We start from the raw sequence: 22,437 nt of genomic DNA, 5'->3' as shown, positions 1-22,437 counted from the left end.
GCTAGGCGGGCAGCCCTGTTGGAGGCGATCCCACCACAAGCCGAGCCACTCCCGTCCACAGTGCGGGATCGGTGGCGTTACGCCCGTCGATCAGGAGCCGAATGCCGGGGAAATCGTTCGCACCCAGGCCGCGGTACTCGGCATGGTCGGTCTGCAGCACTGCCAGATCGATGGGACTACCGAGCGTGAACGACTCGAACCCGTAGCTCAGGAGCTCCTCATTGCTGTAGAGCGGATCGTGCACGGAGACCTCGGCGCCCCGATCGCGAAGTGCCTTGACCGTCGGGAAGACACCAGAAAACGCGGTCTCCTTGACCCCACCTCGGTAGGAGGCGCCGAGCACTACGGCCCGCATGCCCGCAAATGAGCCGAGCAGGCGTTCTCCGTCGCTGACTAACCGCTCTGGCATCAACGCGTTGGCGGCGCGAGCGGTGCTGACGATATCGGCGTGCGGGTCTGTGCTCAGATACAGTCGCGGGTACACCGGAATGCAGTGCCCCCCGACGGCGATACCCGGCTGGTGGATGTGGCTGAAGGGCTGCGTATTGCAGGCCGCGATCACAGCATGGACATCAATGTCGTGTGCTGCCGCATACAACGCGAACTGATTCGCCAAGCCAATGTTGACATCGCGGTACGTGGTTTCTGCGAGTTTTGCCATCTCCGCGGCTTCGGCAGAGCCGAGGTCCCAGACCCCGTTGGGAGTGGTGAGGTCATCACGTCGATCGAACTGCAGCACCGCCTCATAGAATTCCCGTGCCCGACGCGAACCCTCGGGAGACAGGCCACCGATGAGCTTGGGATACTTGCGGAGATCCGCGAAGATTCGGCCAGAGTACACGCGCTCGGGAGAGAACACGACGTGGAAGTCGCTGCCCTCGATGAGCCGAGACTCCGCCTCAAGCGCCGGCGTGAACCGGCCGCGCGTGGTGCCGACGGGGAGGGTGGTCTCGTAGCTGATGAGAGTGCCGGGTGTGAGGTGCTGTGCGATCGAGGAAGTTGCCGCGTCCATCCAGGTGAAATCGGGGAGGCTCGTTTCTTCGTCAACCACCAGGGGCACAACGACGACGACCACGTCAGCACCTGGAATCGCCTCAGCAAAATCCGTGGTAGCCCGGAGCCGCCCGCTGGCAACGACCGCGCTGAGCTTTTCGGCCAGATGGGCTTCGCCCGGGAAATGGGGCACGCCCTCGTTGACGGAGCGAACGGTGTTCGGGTTGAGATCCACCCCGATGACTTCGTGCCCCGACGTGGCGAACTGAGTGGCGAGAGGGAGCCCGATCTTGCCGAGCGCCACGACGGCGATACGCATGGGTTCGATCCTATCGAACGTCCGGAGTGGCCCCGTGAGTCATCGGGCGCGGTCGAGCAACTCTGCGACCACTCGTTGCGCGGCGTGACCGTCACCGTAGGGCACCGCCTCGGTGTCTGCCGGGCGGGGGCGGGTGACCGCCGCGACGATTTCGCTGTGCGTTTGGGCGAGTACGTTCCAGCCCAGATCGATCGTTTCCGTCCACTCGGTTTCGGTGCGGAGAGTGGTGCAGGGCACCCGAAGCAGGAAGGCCTCCTTTTGGAGACCGCCGGAGTCGGTGATGACCCCCGCGCTTGAGAGCGCTGCCGCCACCAAATCGTTGTATCCCAGTGGCGCGTGGGGGTGCAGCATTCCGCGTGCGAGCTCAATGCCGTGGCTGGCGGCCTTCGCGATGAGTCGCGGGTGGGCGAGCAGAATCACCGGGGAATCGAGCGCGGCCAGCGCCGAAACAATCTCAGCCAGGCGCTCAGGATCGTCCGTGTTGTCGGCGCGGTGAAGGGTTGCCAAGTAGTATTCGCCAGGCCCAGCGAGGTCACCGAATAGTGAGGAATTTCGCTGCGATACCCTGTCGCGTGCAGAGAGCAGCACGTCGGTCATCACATCGCCCACGAGTACCGATCTCGCTGCGAGACCCTCGTGCGCGAGGTGGCCCATCGCGACTTCCGTGGGCGCAAGCAGCAGGTCCGCAACGTGGTCCGTGACGACCCGGTTGTGTTCTTCCGGCATCCGCCGATTGAAGCTCCGCAACCCCGCCTCGAGATGGGCCAAGGGGAGGTGCATTTTCACTGCGCTCAGCGCCGCAGCGACGGTGGAGTTCGTGTCTCCATACGCCAGCACCCAATCGGTCTGATGCTCGTCGAGAATGGGATCGAGTGCGGTGAGCATTGAGCCCGTCTGCGCTCCGTGTGATCCACTGCCGATCCCCAAATGCACATTCGGAGCACTGATGCCGAGCTCGGTGAAGAACACGTCGGAAAGCATGGGGTCGTAGTGCTGACCGGTGTGCACGATGACGTGTTCGACACCCGCTTCGCGCATCGCGTGATCGATGGGAGCGAGCTTCACGAATTGGGGGCGTGCCCCGACAACACTCAAGACTTTCACGGGGTTCCCCTCTCGTTTTCGTGGAGCAGGCGGCGGGCGGTCTGTACCCAGAAGTGATGGTGGCTGTCGCCGGAGAGTTCTGCGGCTGCGCGAGCGGACGCTAGTTTGGCAGCACCCACCTCAGAGGCATCGAACGACTCGACTGCCGCGACGATGTCGTCTTCTTCGAAACCGGAGGTGACCCGTCCCAGTTGGTGCCGTGTCACGAGCCCGGCCATCTCTGGGGACGGTCCGGTCAAGACTCCGAGGCGAGCTTGAACAAAGTCGAAGAACTTGTTGGGAAGCACATACTTGCTGTTCAACGTCGTCGGAGGGAGGACGAAGATGCCCACGTCATGTTGGTTCAGCGTTGGCACGATCTCAGCCTGTGGAACTGCCGGGTGGATAGTGATTCGATCCCCGAGTTGCGCTGCGAGATCGACGAGTCCCCTGTGAAATAGCGGATCATTTGGTACGAGGTACAGATCGAGGGTGACATCTCTCTTTGCGCGCGCGATCGCGCGCATGGTTCGCCGCAACCCGCGGCCAGGTTGTGAGTTTCCGCTGTGGACGTAGCGGATCGGGGTACTCACCGGTGACGCGGCAAGCTCCCAGGAGGGTCCGGCGTTCGTGACCACAGTGGGGTCGATGCCGAGCTCACGGTACTGCTCGGCAATGAGCGGAGAGACAACGCTCGTGGACGAGACTCCCCGCACCGCACGATCATGCAACCAATTCAGATACCGTTGCTGGCGGTGGGCCTCTTCCGTTCCATCGTCAAAAACGAGCCCCGGAAAGTACTCGTGCAGGTCCACGTGGAGCGCATTGCGCGGTACCCGCCCGGTGACGAGACGCGCGGCATCCGCATTGTTCGCGATGGCAGCGTCGAACGTTCGGCCTCGCAACGCGGCCGCCGCTTGCCGCACATAGGGGATCCGCCGGTACGACCAGGCGAAGGCCTCTCGCTCACGGGCCTGAGTGTCGAGGAACTGCATCAGCCTTCCGGTGGCGTAGAATCCCGCTGGGTCGAGCTGGATGTGCTCGACGTCCGGATGCGGTGAGGGCCCGAACGAGCACGTGGTGACCTGTCCCACCTCCAACGCGGCGCGAACTTGCTTGATCGCCCTCGGGTCTCGACCGATGTCGGTGAACGAAACGATCAAAATGCGTGGACTCACGAGCGGGTTCCCTGCGTCTTGACGATCTGCGCGATTGCGTCTGCCCAGCCTTCAACCTGAGTCTGCGCAGAGAGTTCGAATGCCGCGGCATCTGAGGCGTGCTTTCGTGCGTCGACCGCTGATGGGGTCAGCGAGTCAAGGACCCGCACGATTGCATCCTCCTCAAATGACTCGGTGACCCAACCGAGGTCGTGTTCCCGCACAGTAAGGGCCATCTCGGGTGATGGGCCAACGATGACGCCGAGGCGTGCCTGAACGAAATCAAAGAACTTATTGGGCAACGCCAGGGCATTGTTTTCGCTCGTGGGGGGCAGGACGTGAATGCCGACGTCATACGTATTGAGTGTCTCAATGAGCCGATCTTGGGTGACCGGGTCGTGCACGGTAATACGTGGGCCCAGCATGGCCGAAAGCTCCACGACCTCGGCCAACTCAGCAACGTTCTGCTTCATGAGATAGAGGTCAAGGGTCACCTCGACCTGGGTGCGTGCAACCGCGCGCATAATCGACTCGAGGCCCCGATCTCGAAAAGGATTCCCGCTGTGTACGAGGCGGATCGGGTATCGGGTTGTGTGCGCCGCCAACCGCTGCGGGGGGGACGCATTCGTCACGACCCCACTGTGCACTCCATAAGCCACGTAGCGCTCGGCGATCAGTTTGCCCACCGTTGTCGCGGAAGCCGCTGGTGCACAGTGCGTGCGTACCAGCCACTCCCAGTACCGTGTCTGGCGGCGCCCGAGCTTGCTGTCAGGCTGCGGGAGGCCAGGGAAGAACTCATGAAGATCAGCATGGACTCGCTTCGCACCGACCAGCTCAGATGCGATGCCAACTGCGTCCGCATCATTCGCGATTGCTGCATCAAACTGCTTGCCAGAAAGGAGCTGACGAGTCTGCACCACGATGGGGAGACGACGGTACGTCCACGCAAAGTTCTCACGCTCTCGTGCCCGTTCATCGAGGTACTGCCTCATTCGCCCCCGATGTGGCACAAAACTCGGATCCAGTTCAACGTGCGTCACAAGGGGATGTGGGCGAGGCCCGGGGCCGCAGGTGGTCACATCGTAGTCATTCGCGAACCTGCGGACCTGCTTCATGACCCGCGGGTCGATGCTGATGTCATAAAAGGAGAGAATCAGCAGCCGCGGCTTCATCGACTGCTCGCCGATCGATCAGTATCTGAGCGTGTAAGTGCGAAGCAGAACGAAACCGGCAGCATGGCTCCATTCTAGCCGCGGCGTGATCCGCCATTCTCAGCCCTCAACGCGCGCGCAAATGAGTTTTCAGTCCTGCTCGCCGGCCGCCAAACGATAGTAGGTGGGGATGACCGAAGGTATGTCCGTTGTGCCGAGAACCGGGAGTATCCAGAATGAGTCCTGCGTCATCTGGAACCAATACCCGGTGTCATAGGCGAGGGGGAAATTGGGGATGGTGCCGTCGACACACTGCGGGAGTTCCTCGGCGGGTGCCGAGCCGATGCTGAGTAACACCGGACCAGCACCTACTAAGCTCGCCGAGGTGAGGTATCTCGCGTAGAGATCTTCAGAAATGCCCAATTCCCAGGTGCCCGTGAACTCGTGGCAGCCCCAGCGCCCGGCCCAGCTGCCGTCTTGCAAAAAGTCGATGATGACGAGTTCTGACGCCGAGCCTGGCCCCGCCCATCGTCCCACCAATGATGGCGCTCCGGTGCTCTCGCGAGCCAGAACCATGACTTTTCGATCAGTGCCGCGGACGATGAGCCGGCCGTTCGCGTCGATGTGCATCGATTCGGCGCTGGCCACGCCTTCGGGGATCGGGACGTTGTTGCAGCCAACCTGGGTCATCGCGCCAGCCCCGAGACTGTTGAACGTTCCGTCCGTCTCGAGCGTCCATCCCCCCGATGTGTTGTTGCAGCCATCAGATGCGCGCCACTGCCCGAAGTCGGTGAACTCCACGAACGCATTTTGGTTTGCGGGTTCCGGTGCCCGCCACACACCGATCAGTTCCGCTGCCGACGCGGGGATGGTAGGAGCCGTCTGCGTGGGTGCAGGGCCCTCGTCTGGCGCCCGAGGAGCAGACGTAATGCACGCAGAAACTGACAATATGGTGGCGGCCGCGAGGCCGAGTATGGCGAAGGAGGAGACGCGCTTGAGGACTGTCATCGGATCTCCCTGACTGAGTAGCTGACGTTGTCTGGATCGTATCGGCATGAGGAATACATTGATAGATGCGGTGTTCCTGCTCCAGACTCAGGATGTGGCGGCGCACAGCGCCCGCCGCGGTTCACAGCCAGGGGCAGAGTAGGCTCGGCGGCACGAGGAAGCTACGGAGGATCGATCGGTGAAAAGCCTGTGGAACACGCTCAACGAGCTGTTCAAAGTGCTCCCCACGGGATCGAAGCGCTTCTATGTCGGGTACTCCGTACTCACGGGGATGCTCGCGATCCTAGACTCTGTCGCGCTCGCACTGATCATCGTGGTCAGCGCGCCGATCGCCACAGGCCGTGGTCTCGAACTTCCCGTGATCGGCGAGGTGCCGCAGTCGGCCACTCCGGCCCTGGTCGTGGCGATCTGCGTGTTGTTCGTGTCGAAGAGCGTCTTTGCGCTGGTGCTCCATCGCAGGGCCACGCGTCGGTTCGCTCGCTATGAGCTTGAGGTCGGCGACCGTCTCTTCAGTTCCTACATTCATTCGAGTTGGGAACGTCGTTCACAGCTCAGCACACCCGAGGTCACGCGAATCGTCGACACTTCGATGGCAAATACCAACCTGGGTTTCTTGCTGCAGATCTCGATGATTCCCGGCAATGTGATGACGTTCTTCGCCACCATTCTGGTGCTGGTTATCGCGCAACCGGTGACCGCATTGATCGCGATGGTCTATCTCCTCGGGGTCGCCCTGTTCATGACCCGGCTGGTGGGTCGCAAGGCCAAGCGTGCTGGCGAGACCAACCGAAACCTGGTCTATCGCATCGCCACGATCATGACCGAGATGGTGGACGCGCTCAAAGAGGTGACTCTCCGCAACAAGCTGGGGGAGATCAGTGGGGTCGTGTCGCGTGAGCGACGGGTCGCGACCGATGCTCGGGCCGACATGGCGTTCCTCAGTCAGGTGCCGAAGTATGCGTTCGAGGCTGCATTGATCCTCGGGGTCTTGCTGATTGGTGGGGTCGCCTACGTCATGGGTGGGCTGGGGGGAGCCACTGTCGCAATCGGCCTGTTCGCGGTCACCGGTTTCCGTGTGCTCCCGGCCTTGAACGGAATCCAATCGTGTCTCACCTCCGCCGCCGCAAACGAGGTGTACGCGCTCGACGTGATCCGGGAACTGACTCAAGATCAGCCAGGTGATAAGGTCGAGCGGATCGTTGCAGACCCTCGGGTACTCCCGGCGGCGCCGCGGCAGCTGGAACTTCGTGGGGTGAGCTTTCGCTACCCGGACGCAGAGGAAGACGTGCTTGACGGGATCTCGCTCACGATCCCCATCGGGTCGAGTCTGGCGGTTGTCGGGCCCTCGGGGGCCGGCAAGTCGACCCTCATCGACATCCTCCTGGGGCTCAGCGAGCCCACGAGCGGTGGACTGTTCCTCGACGACATTCCGCTGCCAGAGGTGCTTGCCCAGTGGCGCAGGCGTGTGGGATACGTGCCGCAGCGCGTGGCGCTCTTCGACGGGACCCTCGCGCAGAACGTCGCGCTCACCTGGGAGGCGGAGTACGATCCGGTTCGGGTGCACCGTGCACTCGAACGCGCTCATCTGAGCGCGTTGGCGAGAGGCGCAGATGGGCTCAACCGGCGCATCGGCGAGCGCGGCGACGCGATCTCGGGAGGCCAGCAGCAGCGGATCGGTATCGCCAGGGCCCTCTACTCAGACCCGCTGGTCATGGTGATGGATGAGGCCACCAGTTCCCTTGACACCGCCACCGAGAGCCGGGTGACGCAGTCCATGCGTGAGTTGCAGGGCGAGGTCACGTTCATCACGGTCGCCCACCGGCTCGCCACCATCCGTGAATACGATCAGGTGTGTTACCTCGACAGGGGGCGTATTCGTGGCAAGGGATCCTTCGATGAGGTGGTGTCTCAGGTTCCCGACTTTGCCTTGCAGGCACGGCTCGCCGGGCTCGCTGACTGAGTGTGTGTGGTCCGACCGGGTGGGCACAGCACGTCGGGCCGAGGTGAGGGATCTTCGAGGTAGCGGGGCCTCCTGGCTAGGATGATTCCGATGAGCACAGGCACCGAACCTTCAGCCGCACCGTCTCCGGGCGCGGAATCCAGCCGCCGCCGTGCACGCACTCGCGTGCTCGTGGTGACGGGTGATGTGCTCGGGGCGAAGATGGCCGGGCCCGCGATTCGGGCCTGGGAGATGGCGAAGGCGCTGCACGCCGTGTGCGATGTGCGCCTGGTCTCGACCCAGGGTTCAACGCTGCAACACGGGGAGTTTCTCGTCGCCGCCGTTGACGAGGCCGCGCTGCGCACGCTCGTGGACTGGTGCGAAGTGCTGGTCTTCCAGGGGTATACGCTCTCGACGTTCCCGTGGATCCGCACCACCGACACCATCATCGTTGCCGATATCTATGACCCCATGCACCTGGAGTTTCTTGAGCAGGGCAAGGACCATGCCCCGCGCAACCGGGTGAAGCAGACGAAGTACATCTCAGAAGTACTGAATGTGCAGTTGGAACTCGCCGACTACATGCTGTGCGCATCTGAAAAGCAGCGAGACTTCTGGCTGGGGCACCTGGCAAGCCTCGCGCGGATCAACCCGCCGAACTACGACCGCGACCCGAGCCTGCGCCAGCTGCTCGACGTCGCCCCATTCGGCATCTCGGACACACCCGCCGAGCACACTCGCCACGCGATCAAGGGGGCGGTGCCGGGCATCGCCCCTGACGATCAAGTGATCATTTGGGGAGGAGGGATCTACAACTGGTTTGATCCGCTCACTCTGATTCGAGCGGTGGCGCAACTGGTGGATCGCCACCCGAAGCTTCGACTGTATTTTCTCGGAGTCAAGCATCCAAACCCCGAGGTTCCGGCCATGCGCATGGCGGCCGCAGCGATGCAACTCGCCGATGACCTCGGGTTGCGAGACTCGCACGTCTTCTTCAATACCGAGTGGGTGGACTACGACGATCGGGTGAACTACCTGCTCGACGCCGATCTCGGCGTGAGTACCCACTTCGAGCACGTCGAAACCGCGTTCAGCTTTCGAACTCGGATCCTCGATTACCTGTGGGCCGGCCTGCCGATCGTAGCGACCGATGGTGATACGTTCGCGGGGCTCATTCGTGAGCACGAGCTGGGTGCGGTCGTTGCGCCGGAAGACGTGGAGGGGCTTGCGCTGGCCATCGAGTCGGTGCTCTATGGACCCGATCTCGCAGCTACCTCAGGTCGCGTGCGGACATTCGGGGAGACCTTCACCTGGAGCAGGACACTGCGCCCGCTCATCGATTTCTGCGTTGCCCCGGCGCCCGCGGCGGACCGCGAGCTGCGGAGCTCCCCGCTCAGGTCGCAAGCGAAGCGCTACGTGGGTCGACTGCGCCACACGACGTTCTGGCGACACACCGAGGCGCAGCGCACCTTCCTGCTTCGCCTCGCTGGCAGACGGTGAGGCTGCGGGTCTTCTCGGTCTCGTCTGCATCAGCTCGGATAGCATTCTTGCAGCACACGCAGAGCTGAACGAGGAGCGCGCACGCATGAAGTTACGCCGGTGGCAACGATTCGCCCTAGCCGTGGCCACCGCGGTGTTCGCCTTCATCGGTTTGGGTGCCTGGGCGATCGCGTCGCCGGTCGGCGCGGCCCCCGACGACGATTACCATCTTGCGAGCATCTGGTGCGCGTGGGGCGAGCGAGCTGACCTCTGCGCTCCAGGCGATACCGAGGACGAACGAGTCGTGCCGGAACGCCTGGTGGAAGCATCGGACTGTTTCTGGGGCTCTGCCGAGAAGAGCGCCGCGTGCTGGGTGACGGACGAGACCGACGTCAGTACCTCGCGGGGCAATTTCACCGGTCATTACCCGCCGGTGTTTTATGCGGTGATGGGCATGTTCGCGAGCCCTGACATCGCAGTTTCGACCGTACTCATGCGTCTCTTCAACGCTGCGGTGTTCGTCGGGGCCGTATCGGCGATCATCGCCCTCCTGAGGCCGGGGCAACGCGGCCCGATCATCTGGGGTGCGCTCGTCACGCTGGTTCCGCTCGGGGTGTTCATCATTCCGAGTGTCAACCCGAGTAGTTGGGCAGTGCTCGCCGGTCTCACTGTGTGGATCGCCACATACGGCTTCTTCACCGCAGCATCGCGGCCGAGAGCCGCGGCGCTCGCCGCCCTCGCCGTGGTGTTGGGAGCGATGGGTGCTGGTGCGCGGGGGGATTCGGCGGTCTACGTGGCCTTCGGTGGGGTCATCGCGGCGATCCTCGCGTTTGAGAAGAGCCGAAGCTGGCTGAAACGGGCGCTCCTTCCGCTGGGACTCATCATCATCGGCGCATTCTTCTTCCTGACTGCCACGCAATCCACCGGCGCAGCAACGGCCGGGGCCGCGGTCGGGCTAGCGGGTGCGGGTGGATCCAGCGCCGATCCGGTTGAGCCGGTCTCGCAGTGGGGCACGGTGCTGGCCAATTTCCTTGATCTTCCCTGGCTGTGGACGGGCGGCACCGGCACGTGGGCGCTTGGATGGCTCGATACGCCGGTGCCCAACTCGGTGTGGGTAGTGATGATCGGGTTGCTGTTCGCAGTGGTGCTCTGGGGGCTGCAAGTGACGAATTGGCGCAAGGGAATCGCCATCTCGTTGACGTTGCTCGCGCTCATTGCGGTTCCCCTCTATGTGCTGTATGGCTTGTACGCTCGCGTCGGTGACCAGGTGCAGCCTCGGTACCTGCTCCCGCTTGTGGTGATCTGTGTCAGCGTGGTCGTGGTGGGCTTCACCAGCGACACCCTCGGACTGAACAGGTTACAAACGGGCGTGATTTTCGCCGGGATTGCGCTGGCCTATGCACTCTCGCTGCACAACAACATGCGGAGATATATCTCGGGTTTGGGGGATTCGTCGTTCAACCTCAACGCCGACATCGAGTGGTGGTGGAGCATGCCCCTGCAACCAATGACCGTTTGGTTGCTCGGGTGTTTGGCGTTTGTGTTGATGCTGATGGGCCTCTTCGTGTTCCTGCACTCGGACAGTGCTCGGATGAAGAGTGCGAAGCTGGAGACGAAGGCTGCCCTCTGACATAGCCAACACACAGGTGATGCGAGTGCCCCGATAGCATGGTGAACATGCGCGTCTTGCTCACCGGCGGTGCCGGGTACATCGGCAGTCACACGGCTCTCGTTCTGCTTGAGCAGGGGCACGAGGTGGTCGTGCTTGACGATCTCTCGAATAGCAGCCGCGAGTCGGTGCGCCGGGTCGAGGAACTCACGGGGCAGCAGATCACCTTCGTGCAGGCCGACCTCACCGACCCGCACGCCACCCGTGCCGGGCTCGACGGCATCGCGTTCGATGCCGTGATCCACTTCGCTGGTCTGAAAGCCGTGGGGGAGTCGGTCGAGCAGCCCACCCGCTACTACCGCGTGAACCTCGACTCGACCCTCGTGCTGCTCGACCTGATGCGCGAGCGCGACGTGACCCGGCTCGTCTTCAGTTCGTCGGCGACGGTCTATGGCGACCCGCAGACCCCGCTGATCGCGGAGACGCACCCCGTCGGCGTTGGGCTGACGAACCCCTACGGCTGGACGAAAGCGATGAACGAGCAGATCATCCGCGACGCGGCCGCGGCCTGGCCCGTGCTCGCCGCCGTGAACCTGCGCTATTTCAACCCGGTCGGCGCACACCCCTCAGGGCGCATTGGCGAAGACCCGAGCGGGATCCCGAATAACCTCATGCCGTTTGTTGTGCAGGTCGCGGTGGGCCGGCGTGAGCGCCTCGCGGTGTTTGGTGACGATTACCCGACGGTCGACGGGACCGGGGTGCGCGATTACATTCACGTGATGGATCTTGCCGAGGGGCACGTCGCCGCGCTCACGCATGCCGAGCCCGGGGTGCAGGCGTTCAACCTGGGGTCGGGCGTGGGCACGAGCGTGCTCGAAGCCGTGCGGGGCTTTGAGGCGGCCTCGGGGCGTGCGGTGCCGTACGCGATCCACCCGCGGCGAGCCGGTGATCTCGCGACGGTGGTGGCGGATCCCGCCCTCGCGTTTTCGCGGCTCGGGTGGCGCACGACGCGGTCGTTCGCCGAGGCGTGCCGCGATGCGTGGGCGTGGCAGTCGGCGAACCCGCGGGGGTACGCGGGGTAGGTGGCAGCGCCCGGCTGCTTGCTCGCGCCTTATCTCGGCCTCTCTCGACCTCCATCTTCGCTGAGAGGCCAAAATCTGCTGTGCTGCCAGGTGCTGGGCAGCAGATTGTGACGTTTCGACGTACGTGACGGACTTGTGCGCGCGAGTTTATGGTTCGACGGGTTGCGACACCTGCACCCAGAGCATCGTCTCGTTCTTCGAAGCGTCACCGTCGGGTTCGGGCTCGGTGAGGTACTCCTCCCAAGCGAGGCCGGTGGGCACGAAACCCTGCTCCTCGATCCACGCGTAGAGCTTGCCGTAAGCCGCTCCGAGGCCGTCATAGTCGCCGAGTGCGAGCAGGCGTGCCGCGCGACCCTCCGGAATGGTCTCGCCGTGAACCTCGCCGTCGCCTGCGAATGCCACGGCGACCGGGACCGCGACCGACATGTCGAAGGACTCCCCAGGCTCGCCGTGCGTCACCCCGAGCGGCGCCGACGCTGGCGCGATGCCAGCCTTACCGAGGGCGGCGAAGATCTTTGGAAATGCAGAATCGAAGAGGCCGCGGATCTCTTCCAGTTTCACCCGTGCCCGCACCGATGCGAGGTGCAGTTCGGGGTTCGTGACCAATTCGGGCGTGAGCTGCTCTGACATGGGGGTCTCGATCCACTAGGTAGCTATGTGCACCCAGGGTAAGACTCCGCGCGGGAGACGGCAAGGGTGCGGCGTGAGACGTCTCGCAGAACGAGCTAACGAGAGGCCTGAGCTACTGCGAAAGCCCCTGCAGGCGGCCCACAACTTGCCACACCGCGATGGTGAGGTCGGGGCAGGTCTCGGCGATCTCGCGCAGCAGCGCGAACTCGAGCTCGTCGGCGTTGGTGCGGTGGGCTGGCGCGTCTTCGGCGGTGCCGCGCCCCGCGAGCCGTGCCATCGCAAACTCGGCCAACTGGCCCCGCTCTTCCAGCATCTCGTTCTCAAGCTCGCGCACCACAAACTCGTCGACGCTCGGAATGTCGATGAGGGTGAGTAGCGGATCCTCGCCGTTGCGTCCCTCGCGTTCGAGGATCGCGTCGCGCTCAATCCGCGCGAATGCGCGTAGCTGCTCGAGGCGTTCGGTGGGCAAGTTCACGGTTCAAGCGTAACGTCATTCCCTGTGCGCCTTGCCTCGGAATTGGAGGGGGTGCCTCTCACTCGACGGTCGATGCGCGCGGAATCGGCACCCGCCGCCACGGCAGCCGCTTCTCTTCCGATTCCTGCGAGGGCAGCTCGAAGTCATAGCGCGACTTCACCGCGAAGATAATGAGCAGCAGCCAGCCACTCTCGATCAGGAGACGACTCTCGGTGATCGACTGCACGACGAGCGCCACCATGACGAGCCACGGCCACAGCGCGCTGGTCGCGTACGGGAGAGCTGGCCCCGGCCCGCGCCGGGGCTGATCCACCGCGCGAAACCAGACTCGCATGAGGGTCAGCGCAACAAGAGGGGCGAATACCAGCACACCCACGAGGCCGAGCTGCAGCCAGACATCGATCCACGCGTTGTGTGCGCTCATCACCGGGATGCCGGCCTTCGTGTCGAGCCCGTCAAACGGCTCCACCCAGGTGGGCCAGTAGCTCACCCAGCCCCAACCGAACCAGGGGTGCTGCTCGATGAGCTGCCACACCTTGGCCCAGGTGTCGGCACGGCCGGTGAGGTCGCCGCTCTTTCCGAGGAGGCCGAAGAGGGCGTCGCGGGCAAAGATCGCAGCAAGCGCTGCCGCCGTCACGAGACCGACACCCGTGAAGTAAACGCGCTTGCGGCGCTCGGGCCCGAGGCGCCGCGCCCACAGCGCAAACGCGAGCGCCACCAGCACGGCGGCGAGCGCTACCCACACGGTCGCGCTGCGCGTGAGCAGCAGCGTGAGCACCGCCATCGCCACCCAGAACCAGCCAAACCCGGTGCGCACGAGCCCCGCGCGTAACTGAATGCCGAAGACGATGAGGCCCAGGAGGCCGACGAATCCGAACAGCACCGAGTTCGCAACCAGCCCCTGAATTGGGCCACCCGCAAACAGCAGGTCGCGGCTCCAATACAGGATGTTGAGTTCTTTGCCCTCGGGCTGCTCAACCCACCACGAGAGCAGCGGCTCGCGCACCACCCAGGCGACCCACAGTTCAAACGCGAACGACAGCCCGATGACGTAGCGCAGGGCCGTCGCGAAGGTGCGCAGCAGTTCGTGCCAGCTCAGCACGAACGCGAGAACCACCGCCACAGCGGTCGTGACGAGCTGCGTGATCACCCCGAGCACCGACTCGAATTGGTAGGCCGACCAGAAGATCGACAGCGCCGCGAGAATCAGAAACCAGTAGATGGGCGAGGGGAGCCGGTACCAGCGAAAGCGCTCGGGCTTCACCTTCACGACGAGCACGATGCTCACCGCGAAGATCACCCCGCAGAGCACGAAGAACGCGGGCAACCCGACGATGTACCGCACCCCGTTGCCGCCGAGCGTGAAGGCGAAGACCACGATCGCGAACGCGCTCACACCCAATCGGGTCTTGCTTCTGGCCATAGTGGGTATGGTAGTTCATGGCGGCGCTCCGCTCGTTTCGCTCGTGGATCGCTGCGCCTGACGGCGCAGCCCTTCCGCCGCTCGTGTTGCCATACCCATCATGCTGATCCTCATCGAAAATGCCCCGCGTGCGTACGCCTGGGGCTCCCGCGACGCGCTGCCCGAGTTGCTCGGCACCGCGCCCACTGGCGAGCCGCAAGCGGAGCTCTGGCTCGGGGCACACCCGGGCGCGCCCGCGACGGTTGCGAAGGCGACACCGGTGCATCGCACCCTCATCGACCTCATCGAGGCGGATCCCGATCGCTATGGAGTGGGGGGCGGGCAACTGCCGTTCTTGCTCAAGATCCTCGCGATCGGCGGCCCGCTGTCGCTGCAGGTACACCCCAACCGCGCGCAGGCCGAGGCGGGCTTCGCGCGTGAGGAGGCAGCGGGCGTGCCGCGCGATGCACCCGAGCGCAACTACGGCGACCCGAATCACAAACCCGAGTTGCTCGTCGCACTCAGTGAGGTGTCAGCGCTCAGTGGTTTCCGAGACCTCTCCGAGGCCCGCGCCGATTTGCGGGCCCTCACCGCGGCCGCGCCGGCTGGCGCGGGGCGTGAGGCGCTCGCCGGAGCGGCGGCACGCTGTACCGGGCGGCCAGGCGCCGCACGCTCAGAGTTTCTCGCCTGGGCGCTGCGCGGCGGTGACGACGTGGGTGCTGCGATTCGCGCGATCCACACGGCCGTGCGCGCCGACGAAGGTGCGTGGATCGACGCACACCGCCTCGCGGCGCTGCGCGACCTCACCGCCAGTTACCCTGGCGACCCCGGGGTGCTCGTGTCGCTGCTGCTGCACCTCGTGCGGCTCGCTCCGGGCGAGGCAATCTACCTGGGTGCGCGGCAGCTGCATGCCTATCTCAGTGGGCTTGCGGTCGAGGTGATGGCGGCATCTGACAATGTGCTGCGCGCCGGGCTGACGCCGAAACACATTGATGTCGACGAGTTGCTGCAGGTGACCGACCCGGCGGAGCTTGATGAGCCCCGTCACGCCGCGCGCCAGGTCTGCCGAGGCCTCGTGGCGTGGGAGCCAGCCGTGCCGGACTTCAAGCTCATGCGTGCGAGGCTGCGCGCCCCGGGCGACATCGAGAGCAACACCGGAGAGATCTTTCTCGAAAGTGCGGATCGCGCCGAGTCCGTGGTGCTTGATGCACCGCACCCGCTCGTGCTCGTGGTGACCGATGGGCGGGTGCGTGTTGAGCGGCCTGGTGACGGTGAGGTGGCGAGTGTGCGCCGCGGGCAGTCGCTGTACGTCTCGTCGGGGGAGCCGATTGAGCTGAGCGGCGCGGGCGAGGCCTTCGTGGCGACGGTGGGCGACGGCTGGGCCTGATCCGCCCCGCCGCACAGCACCGTCGGGGATATGACTCTGGTCGGATGGATGTGGTTGATTCCGCCCGACTGGAGTGAGATCCCCGACGGGGGTGCGGGGCCGGGGCAGCCGGGTGAAGGTGTGCGGCCCATGTTGGAGCCCACCACCCAGTAGCGCATAGTCTCGGCGTGTCGCAAAGCCTCAAGTAACACTTGAGGCTTTAAGATTTCCGGCTTGACTTGAGCGAACCACACCGATGTAATTATGGAAGCGCGGCGAACCAGCACGGCGAACCCCGACACCGAAGAGAGAGGAGCGCACAGCATGACGCAGCATTCTCTGAACTCGCAGGTACCGAGTAACTGGTTTGTTGACCCGGTTCACCTTGGCCTGCCCGGTGTGCGCCGCACCGAAGACGACGAACAACTCTCCTGGCAGACCGACGCCCTGTGCGCGCAGACTGACCCCGAGGCCTTCTTCCCCGAAAAGGGCGGGAGCACTCGCGAGGCAAAGCGCATTTGCGACGGCTGCGAGGTGCGCAGCGAGTGCCTCGATTACGCGCTCGCAAACGACGAACGCTTTGGCATCTGGGGCGGCCTCTCCGAGCGCGAGCGCCGGAAGCTGCGCCGCGACGCGGTGTGAAGGCTCGCCGCACCGAAAACCGGCCTTCGCTCGCCACGCGCCTAGTCTTGGCTTGATATGCGCAGCACAGTGACCGCCGTTCTCGTCGCCCGTTCCGGCGGCGACTGGCTTGACCAAACCATCGCGAGCCTGAGCTCGCAAACTCGCGCGCCCGACCGCATCATCGCGGTGGTGACGGGCGGCAGCGAGAAGGTCGCCGCGCAACTCGCTCAGGCGGGCATCGAGCGGATCGTCACGGCCAGCGGGCAGCTCCCTTTTGGCGAGGCGGTGCGTCGGGGGGTCTCGGTGATCCCCGCAGACCACGCAGCGACCACCCAAGCCGCCGCCGCATCCACGCGAGACGTATCAGCAACCACGCCAGACGCCAGAACAACCGGTGCGTCGTTCGGTGAGTGGCTGTGGCTGCTCAGCGAAGATTCGGCGCCCGAACCTCGCGCGCTCGAGCTCATCCTGGCCACCGTGCAGCGTTCCCCGTCGGTCGCCGTCGCCGGGCCAAAGCTCGTCGACTGGGATCACCCCGAGCGCATCATCGAGCTGGGCCAAAGCCTCACCCACGGTGGTGAGCGGTGGCTGCTGCGCCGACAAGAACTCGACCAACAGCAGTACGACCACCTACAAGACGTGCTGGGCGTCGGCCCGGTCGGCATGCTGGTGCGCCGAGACGTATGGGCGCAGCTCGATGGCTTTGACCCCGCGCTCCCCGTCTACGACGACGGTCTTGACTTCAGCGTGCGTGCGAGGCTCGCCGGGTACCGCGTGATCGTTGCGCCTGCGTCTCGGGTGCGTTTTGCGCAGCTGGGTATCGCGGGTCCGCGAGTCGACCGGTCGCGCCGGGTGATGCGTGTCGCGCACCGGCAGGCGCGCACCTCGCATCTGCACCGCCGCATCGCCTATGCGCCGGGGCTGCTCGCGCTGTTCATGTGGCTCGGGCTGCCGTTTGTGGCGGTGGCTCGCGTCGGCTGGGCGCTGATCCGCGAACAACCCGGGTACATGCTCGGCGAGTTCACCGCGGCGCTGCGCGTGTTCTTCCGGCCGGGTGCACTCCTCGCTTCCAGGCGGCGGATCAGGGCAAATCAGCAGGCGGGGTGGGCCGCCGTGCGCCCGCTGCGCATCGACCCCAAATCTGTGCGCACCGCGCGCATGATCGATCGCGAGGCGATTCTCGCGTCGCAGGGCAGACTCGCACGCGAGCTGCATTTCATCCAGACCGGGGGACTCGCGGTCTTTGGCGCGTCGATCGTCGCCGCACTTGCGCTGTGCTGGTGGGCGGTCACGCAGACCAGCCTGCTGGGCGGCGGGCTCGCCCCGCTCAGCCCGATCGGCGAGCTGTGGCAGAACACGCGAACGATCGAGGGCGTTCCGGCGGATCCCTTCGCCTGGGTACTCGCGGTGCTCGGCAGTTTCACGTTTTGGAACCCCTCGCACGCGGTGGTGCTCTTTACGGTCGCGGCGATTCCGCTCGCCGCGCTCGGTGGCTGGATCTGGGGCGCGCAGCTCACCGAATCGCCCGCGGGTCGCGCGCTCGTGGGCCTCGGTTGGGCGCTCAGCCCGGTGCTGCTCGGCTCACTTGACGCGGGTCGTTTCCCCACGTTGATCCTCGCCGTCGTGCTGCCGTGGCTGCTCCTCGCGGCCACCAGATGCCGCGAGTCGTGGAGCTGGGCGGGCGTTGCATCGCTGCTCGCCGCGATCGCGCTGGCGTGTGCACCGGTGCTGATTCCCGCGGCGCTCGTGCTGCTGGTGGTCGGGCTGGTCAGCTCGGTGCGCGGCATCGCTCGCGTGCTTGCCACCGCACTCGCCCCGCTCGTGCTCTTCGCCCCCAAGCTTGTCGCGACCCTCACCGCGGATCCGCTGAATCTGCTGCTCGACCCGGGTATCACCACCGCGTTTGCCCCGGCGAACCCGTGGCAGCTGATGCTCGGGTTCCCTGAGTTCGGGCTCGACGGCTGGGGAGGGATTCTCGACACCATCGGTCTCGGCGGCCCGCCCGCCACGCTGCTCGTCGGGGTGCTCCTGCTGCCCATCGTGCTGCTCGCGGTGCTCGGTCTTGTCACCGGCAAGGTGCACTTCACGGTCTTGCACGCGGTGTTGGGCGGGCTTGGCCTCCTCACCGCCGTCTTCTCGTCGAAGCTGCAGTTGCTCAGCGACGGCGCAGCCCCCGTGGCGCTATGGACGGGTTCGGGGCTCGCGCTGTACTGGATCGCGGTACTCGGGCTCGCTGGCATCGGCACCACCGTGTTGCGCCGCGCCGCCGCCCCCGTCGTCGCCGTTGGTCTCGTGCTCGCACTCGTCGCGGTGTCGCCCATCGCGATTCGCCTGGCGACCGCCCAGACCGATCTCGCCGCGGGTGGCACCCAGATGCCCGCCCTCGTGCAGGCGGCCGGCGCTGTGAATCCTGGGCAACGCACGCTCGTGCTCACTGCCACCGGCGAGCAGGCGGTGCGCGCCGAGCTCGTGACGGGCACGGGGCTGCGCCTCGATCAGGTGCGCACGGCCGACCGGGTCACGCAGTCCACCGATGAAGACCAGTGGATCGCCCAGCTCGTCGGCGACCTCGCCAGCACTGGCAACGACGACGAATTGCAGGCGAATCTCGCCGAGGCAGGTGTCGGATTCGTGCTGCTGAATCTCGACGGCGACAGCACCGAGCGGGCCCTGCTGCAGGCCGCGTTCGATCAGAGTGCGGCGCTCACGAGCGCCGGGCAGACCAGTCACGGGTTGCTCTGGCGGGTGTCTGGTGTCGAAATTGAGGCGGTCACCACCGAACCCGCAGATACGAACGCCTGGCTCAGCGGCACGAACTTCAGTGGTCAGGCCGTGTGGTGGGTGCAGGTTGTCGTGTTGCTTGCAATGTTCCTCCTCGCTTTGCCCACCGGCGAGGTCACCGAGCGCCCCGAGCGGCGCCGCAAGCCAGGCAGGCTCGCCGTGGGCGCCCCCGGAGCCCCGACCGAGGCCGAGGTCGCCGAAGAGCGGGCCGATCCGCTGCCCGAAGAGCCCACCGAGGGGAGCGCGCGATGAGCGAGAAAACCAACAGCGTGCTGCGCGGAAGCTTGCGAGCTACCACCGGGCTGGTCATTCTGGCTGTTTCAGCCGCAGCCGTCTTGGTGCTCGGCACCGCGCCGCTGCCCACGATCGAGCGCTCTCCCGTGGCTCTCACCGTCGACACGATGCAGGGTGCAGAACGCGACATCGTGTGCGCCGGCGCATTCGCAGTGCTGGGGGCGGATCCCACCCGGCCCTCCACCTCGATTCCGGTCGGGGAGGCCGCGGTGACCGTGGCCGGCACGCTCACGACACAGGGCGAGTTGCTGCGGCAAGAGGCCGGGGGCACCGCCCCGCAGGTGCTGGGCGTGCCCGCGGGCGACCGCTTTGCCGCTGCGCAGACGCAAACTGTCACGACCGACACTCTGCGGGGACTCAGCGCGAGCGCCTGTGCAGAACCCACGAACGAGCAGTGGCTCGTCGGCGGTGCCACCACCTTGGGAATCACGACCACGGTGAACCTCGGCAACCCCTCCGCGGTTCCAGCCACAGTCCAGCTCACCGTGTTCGATGAGAACGGCGCGGTCGACTCGCAGCAAACCAGTGGGGTGCTCGTGCCCGCGGGGAGCGATCGCGTGGTGTCGATGAATGGGTATGCGCCCGGGCGTGAGCAGCTCGCGGTGCGCATCGTGAGCACCGGTGCCGCAGTCACGGCAACCCTCGGCGTGGCCCACGTTACTGAGCTCACTTCGTTTGCGGTCGACACCGCGACGAGGCAGATCGCACCCAACCCGACCCTAGTGATTCCAGGTCTCACGAATCTCAGCGACCACGATCACGGACCGGGCGATGCTGGCGAGCTTGACCCATTCTCGGTGCGTTTCCGGGTGCTCGCGCCCGGTGGGGAATCGGGCACCGCGAGCGTGCGTGCGCTGTTCCCCGACGGCTCGAGCGAGGACCTGGCAACCATCGAGTACGGCGATACCGCGGTGGCTGATGTGCCCATCGCGCACTGGCCAGAAGAGGCGAACGCGGCCATCATTACGGCCTCCGATCCACTGGTGGGTGGCGCATTTGGCTCCGCCGATCAGGGCCCCGAGCATGACTACGCATGGTTCGCCCCGGCACCCCTCCTCGACGCCGACAGCGAGATCGCCGTGGCGGTCGTTCCCGGTGGGCAGCTCGTGCTCGTGAACCCGGGCACCGAGGCCGCCGAGGTGCGCATCGCCGACACCGCCATAGAAAGTGATCGTGCGGCCTCGCGACTCACGGTGCCAGCCGGCGGAGCGGCGATCGCACAGGCACCCGCCTCGGCCCTCGTGACGAGTGACGTGCCGATCGTCATGGGCGTGCGGCTGGCCGCGGGCGGCAACATCGCGGGCTACCCCGTGATCGAGCTCAACGAGCGCGCGAGCACCATCACGGTCTTTACCCGCTAGGCGGCCGGGTGCGCCGCGGGTGAGGCGGACGGTGCCGGTTGCGCCTGGCCTGGTGCCGAGCTGTCGTGCGCAATGAGCTCCCACCCGTCGGGAGGCGTGAGCGCGTCGCGGTGTCGGGCGCAGAGGTCGAGCGCCGGGGGCGTACGCAGCGGGCTCAGCGGACCCACCGCCATCACCCGGTCGGGATAATCCGCGGTGAGCGTCGCCTCGGCGACCGCGCCGCAACTGACTCGCGCGCACAGGCGATCGTGCGCCCGCGCGGCTGCACGATCTGCGCCGGCGTGATCCACCCCAGCGTGGTCAGCATGCGTGTGATCCGACTGCGAAACTGGCGCCTCGGCCTCGCTCGCAGCCTCGTGCGCGTCGGGTTCGAGCCAACTGTGCGGATCATCGGGGGTCACCCCCTCAGCGTAGACTGGCTGCATGTTTGGGCGGTCGAAGCGGCGCGGTGAGCCGGGAGGCGCGGCGGGAGTGCCGCCGGTATTCGGCGCACCTGCCGCACCGGCGAAGCGGCACGGGCGCAGGCCGATCCGCTCATCGACGTCCGGTTCCCAGCTGCCCAACCCCGACAGCCGCATTGCCCGGTTCGAGCTCGACGCGCGCGGCGCGCTGCACCTGCTGCAGCACCACCTCGGCGACGAACTGCAGGGCGTGCACATCGGCTTCGCGACCGCGCCCACGGGCAACGGTGAAAGCGAGCAGCCGCTGTATTACGCGGTGGATCGGGCCGCACGCACCATCATCCTCTTCCGCATGCCCATTCAGCGCGCCCGGGGTCTGCACGTCGACGATGCCGAGCATCGGAGGCTGTTCGTTGAGCACTGCGTGCACCGCGCGGTGTGCGAGTACCTGGGGCTGAGCCCCTGGGACGTGCTGCCAGGGCGCTTCGATCACTTCTAGGTCGGGCCGGTTCGCCGCGCAGCGAGCACAGCCCGCTCACAGGAGGACTACAGGTCTGAATCGGCGATCCGCAGCCCAGAAGCAGACATAATGGGAGCATGAGCGCACGCATACTGGTGGTCGATGACGATAGGCAGTTGTCAGAAATGCTGGGCATGGTGCTGCAGGGCGAGGGGTTTCTGACCGAGCACGCGTCGGATGGCACTGAGGCGGTCGAGCTGTTTCAGAAGGGGCGCCCCGACCTCGTGCTGCTCGATTTGATGCTGCCCGGCATCGACGGTATCGAAGTGTGCACTCAGATTCGTGCGGAATCTGGTGTGCCGATCATTATGCTCACCGCGCGCAGCGACACGACCGACGTCGTGCGCGGCCTCGAAGCCGGAGCCGACGACTACGTGGTGAAGCCGTTCAACCCGGTTGAGCTCATCGCGCGCATTCGGGCGCGTCTGCGGGAGCCGCAACAGGTCAACGGTGAGAATCTGCGCATCGGCGACCTCGACATCGACGTGGCGGCCCACGAGGTGCGTCGCGGTAGCCAGCCCATTTCGCTCACACCGCTAGAGTTTGACCTGCTCGTGATCCTGGCGCGTAAGCCGCAGCAGGTGTTCACGCGAGAGGTGTTGCTCGAGAAGGTGTGGGGCTATCACTACAAGGCCGACACGCGCCTGGTGAACGTGCACGTGCAGCGGCTGCGCGCCAAGATCGAGCAAGATCCCGACCGCCCGACCATCGTGACCACCGTGCGCGGGGTGGGCTACCGCGCCGGCGGCACCGGCGACTAGCG

19 protein-coding genes are annotated in these 22,437 nt (G+C 65.6%); 10 read left to right on the top strand and 9 right to left on the bottom strand.

Going from position 1 to position 22,437, the window contains the following annotated elements:
- Position 1 precedes the first annotated feature (1 nt).
- The 5 genes from ACR0R4_RS02325 to ACR0R4_RS02305 all read right to left on the bottom strand — a co-directional run bounded on the left by ACR0R4_RS02325 (position 2) and on the right by ACR0R4_RS02305 (position 5,711).
- Entirely contained in the window at positions 2-1,312 is a 1,311-nt protein-coding gene (locus tag ACR0R4_RS02325) for a nucleotide sugar dehydrogenase (RefSeq protein WP_433645728.1), read from the bottom strand.
- Between the two features lie 39 nt (positions 1,313-1,351).
- Positions 1,352-2,416: a non-hydrolyzing UDP-N-acetylglucosamine 2-epimerase gene (gene wecB, locus ACR0R4_RS02320; protein ID WP_433645727.1), complete on the bottom strand. Its 1,065-nt coding sequence runs from the start codon at positions 2,414-2,416 to the stop codon at positions 1,352-1,354.
- Positions 2,413-3,573, bottom strand: coding sequence for a glycosyltransferase family protein (locus tag ACR0R4_RS02315; RefSeq protein WP_433645726.1), 1,161 nt, complete (start codon positions 3,571-3,573; stop codon positions 2,413-2,415). The genes wecB and ACR0R4_RS02315 overlap by 4 nt, the downstream gene beginning before the upstream one ends.
- Positions 3,570-4,724, bottom strand: coding sequence for a glycosyltransferase family protein (locus tag ACR0R4_RS02310; RefSeq protein WP_433645725.1), 1,155 nt, complete (start codon positions 4,722-4,724; stop codon positions 3,570-3,572). The genes ACR0R4_RS02315 and ACR0R4_RS02310 overlap by 4 nt, the downstream gene beginning before the upstream one ends.
- 129 nt (positions 4,725-4,853) lie before the next feature.
- Positions 4,854-5,711 carry a hypothetical protein gene (locus tag ACR0R4_RS02305; protein WP_433645724.1) on the bottom strand — a complete coding sequence of 286 codons (858 nt, stop codon included), beginning with the start codon at positions 5,709-5,711 and terminating at the stop codon, positions 4,854-4,856.
- Between the two features lie 178 nt (positions 5,712-5,889).
- Between ACR0R4_RS02305 and ACR0R4_RS02300 the strand changes: the two genes are divergently transcribed.
- The 4 genes from ACR0R4_RS02300 (at position 5,890) to galE (ending at position 11,820) form a co-directional block, all read left to right on the top strand.
- The gene (locus ACR0R4_RS02300; protein WP_433645723.1) at positions 5,890-7,671 is read left to right on the top strand and encodes an ABC transporter ATP-binding protein; all 1,782 of its coding nucleotides are present in this window, start codon (positions 5,890-5,892) and stop codon (positions 7,669-7,671) included.
- Between the two features lie 90 nt (positions 7,672-7,761).
- A complete protein-coding gene (locus ACR0R4_RS02295) occupies positions 7,762-9,150 on the top strand; it encodes a glycosyltransferase family 4 protein (RefSeq protein WP_433645722.1) in 1,389 nt (462 codons plus the stop codon).
- Positions 9,151-9,235: 85 nt separating this feature from the next.
- Positions 9,236-10,759 (top strand): DUF2142 domain-containing protein, encoded by a 1,524-nt coding sequence (locus ACR0R4_RS02290; protein ID WP_433645721.1) that lies wholly within the window; start codon positions 9,236-9,238, stop codon positions 10,757-10,759.
- A gap of 47 nt (positions 10,760-10,806) precedes the next feature.
- On the top strand, positions 10,807-11,820 hold the full coding sequence (galE, locus tag ACR0R4_RS02285) for a UDP-glucose 4-epimerase GalE (RefSeq protein WP_433645720.1): 1,014 nt from the start codon (positions 10,807-10,809) through the stop codon (positions 11,818-11,820).
- Between the two features lie 147 nt (positions 11,821-11,967).
- On the opposite strand, the gene ACR0R4_RS02280 is transcribed toward galE, so the two are convergent.
- The 3 genes from ACR0R4_RS02280 to ACR0R4_RS02270 form a co-directional block, all read right to left on the bottom strand.
- A complete protein-coding gene (locus ACR0R4_RS02280; RefSeq protein ID WP_433645718.1) occupies positions 11,968-12,450 on the bottom strand; it encodes a GyrI-like domain-containing protein in 483 nt (160 codons plus the stop codon).
- 112 nt (positions 12,451-12,562) lie between these two features.
- Entirely contained in the window at positions 12,563-12,925 is a 363-nt protein-coding gene (locus ACR0R4_RS02275; RefSeq protein WP_433645717.1) for a hypothetical protein, read from the bottom strand.
- Between the two features lie 58 nt (positions 12,926-12,983).
- The gene (locus ACR0R4_RS02270; RefSeq protein WP_433645716.1) at positions 12,984-14,348 is read right to left on the bottom strand and encodes an O-antigen ligase family protein; all 1,365 of its coding nucleotides are present in this window, start codon (positions 14,346-14,348) and stop codon (positions 12,984-12,986) included.
- Between the two features lie 100 nt (positions 14,349-14,448).
- On the opposite strand from ACR0R4_RS02270, the gene manA reads away from it, so the two are divergent.
- The 4 genes from manA to ACR0R4_RS02250 all read left to right on the top strand — a co-directional run bounded on the left by manA (position 14,449) and on the right by ACR0R4_RS02250 (position 20,753).
- Positions 14,449-15,714: a mannose-6-phosphate isomerase, class I gene (gene manA, locus ACR0R4_RS02265; RefSeq protein ID WP_433645715.1), complete on the top strand. Its 1,266-nt coding sequence runs from the start codon at positions 14,449-14,451 to the stop codon at positions 15,712-15,714.
- 303 nt (positions 15,715-16,017) lie between these two features.
- Complete coding sequence (locus tag ACR0R4_RS02260) at positions 16,018-16,335, top strand: WhiB family transcriptional regulator (protein WP_433645714.1); 318 nt, start codon at positions 16,018-16,020, stop codon at positions 16,333-16,335.
- Between the two features lie 57 nt (positions 16,336-16,392).
- Entirely contained in the window at positions 16,393-19,350 is a 2,958-nt protein-coding gene (locus tag ACR0R4_RS02255; RefSeq protein ID WP_433645713.1) for a glycosyltransferase, read from the top strand.
- The gene (locus tag ACR0R4_RS02250) at positions 19,347-20,753 is read left to right on the top strand and encodes a DUF5719 family protein (RefSeq protein WP_433645712.1); all 1,407 of its coding nucleotides are present in this window, start codon (positions 19,347-19,349) and stop codon (positions 20,751-20,753) included. The genes ACR0R4_RS02255 and ACR0R4_RS02250 overlap by 4 nt, the downstream gene beginning before the upstream one ends.
- On the opposite strand, the gene ACR0R4_RS02245 is transcribed toward ACR0R4_RS02250, so the two are convergent.
- Entirely contained in the window at positions 20,750-21,154 is a 405-nt protein-coding gene (locus ACR0R4_RS02245; RefSeq protein WP_433645711.1) for a DUF3499 family protein, read from the bottom strand. The genes ACR0R4_RS02250 and ACR0R4_RS02245 overlap by 4 nt on opposite strands.
- Positions 21,155-21,176: 22 nt before the next feature.
- On the opposite strand from ACR0R4_RS02245, the gene ACR0R4_RS02240 reads away from it, so the two are divergent.
- Both ACR0R4_RS02240 and mtrA read left to right on the top strand, forming a co-directional pair.
- Positions 21,177-21,653 carry a metallopeptidase family protein gene (locus tag ACR0R4_RS02240; RefSeq protein WP_433645710.1) on the top strand — a complete coding sequence of 159 codons (477 nt, stop codon included), beginning with the start codon at positions 21,177-21,179 and terminating at the stop codon, positions 21,651-21,653.
- A gap of 98 nt (positions 21,654-21,751) precedes the next feature.
- Positions 21,752-22,435, top strand: a complete 684-nt coding sequence (gene mtrA / locus ACR0R4_RS02235) for an MtrAB system response regulator MtrA (protein WP_433645709.1) — start codon at positions 21,752-21,754, stop codon at positions 22,433-22,435.
- Positions 22,436-22,437: the final 2 nt, after the last annotated feature.

The sequence above is a fragment of the Leucobacter fengyongliangi genome, assembly GCF_050971685.1.
Lineage (GTDB): Bacteria > Actinomycetota > Actinomycetes > Actinomycetales > Microbacteriaceae > Leucobacter.
This window is presented reverse-complemented; position numbering and strand designations above follow the sequence as displayed.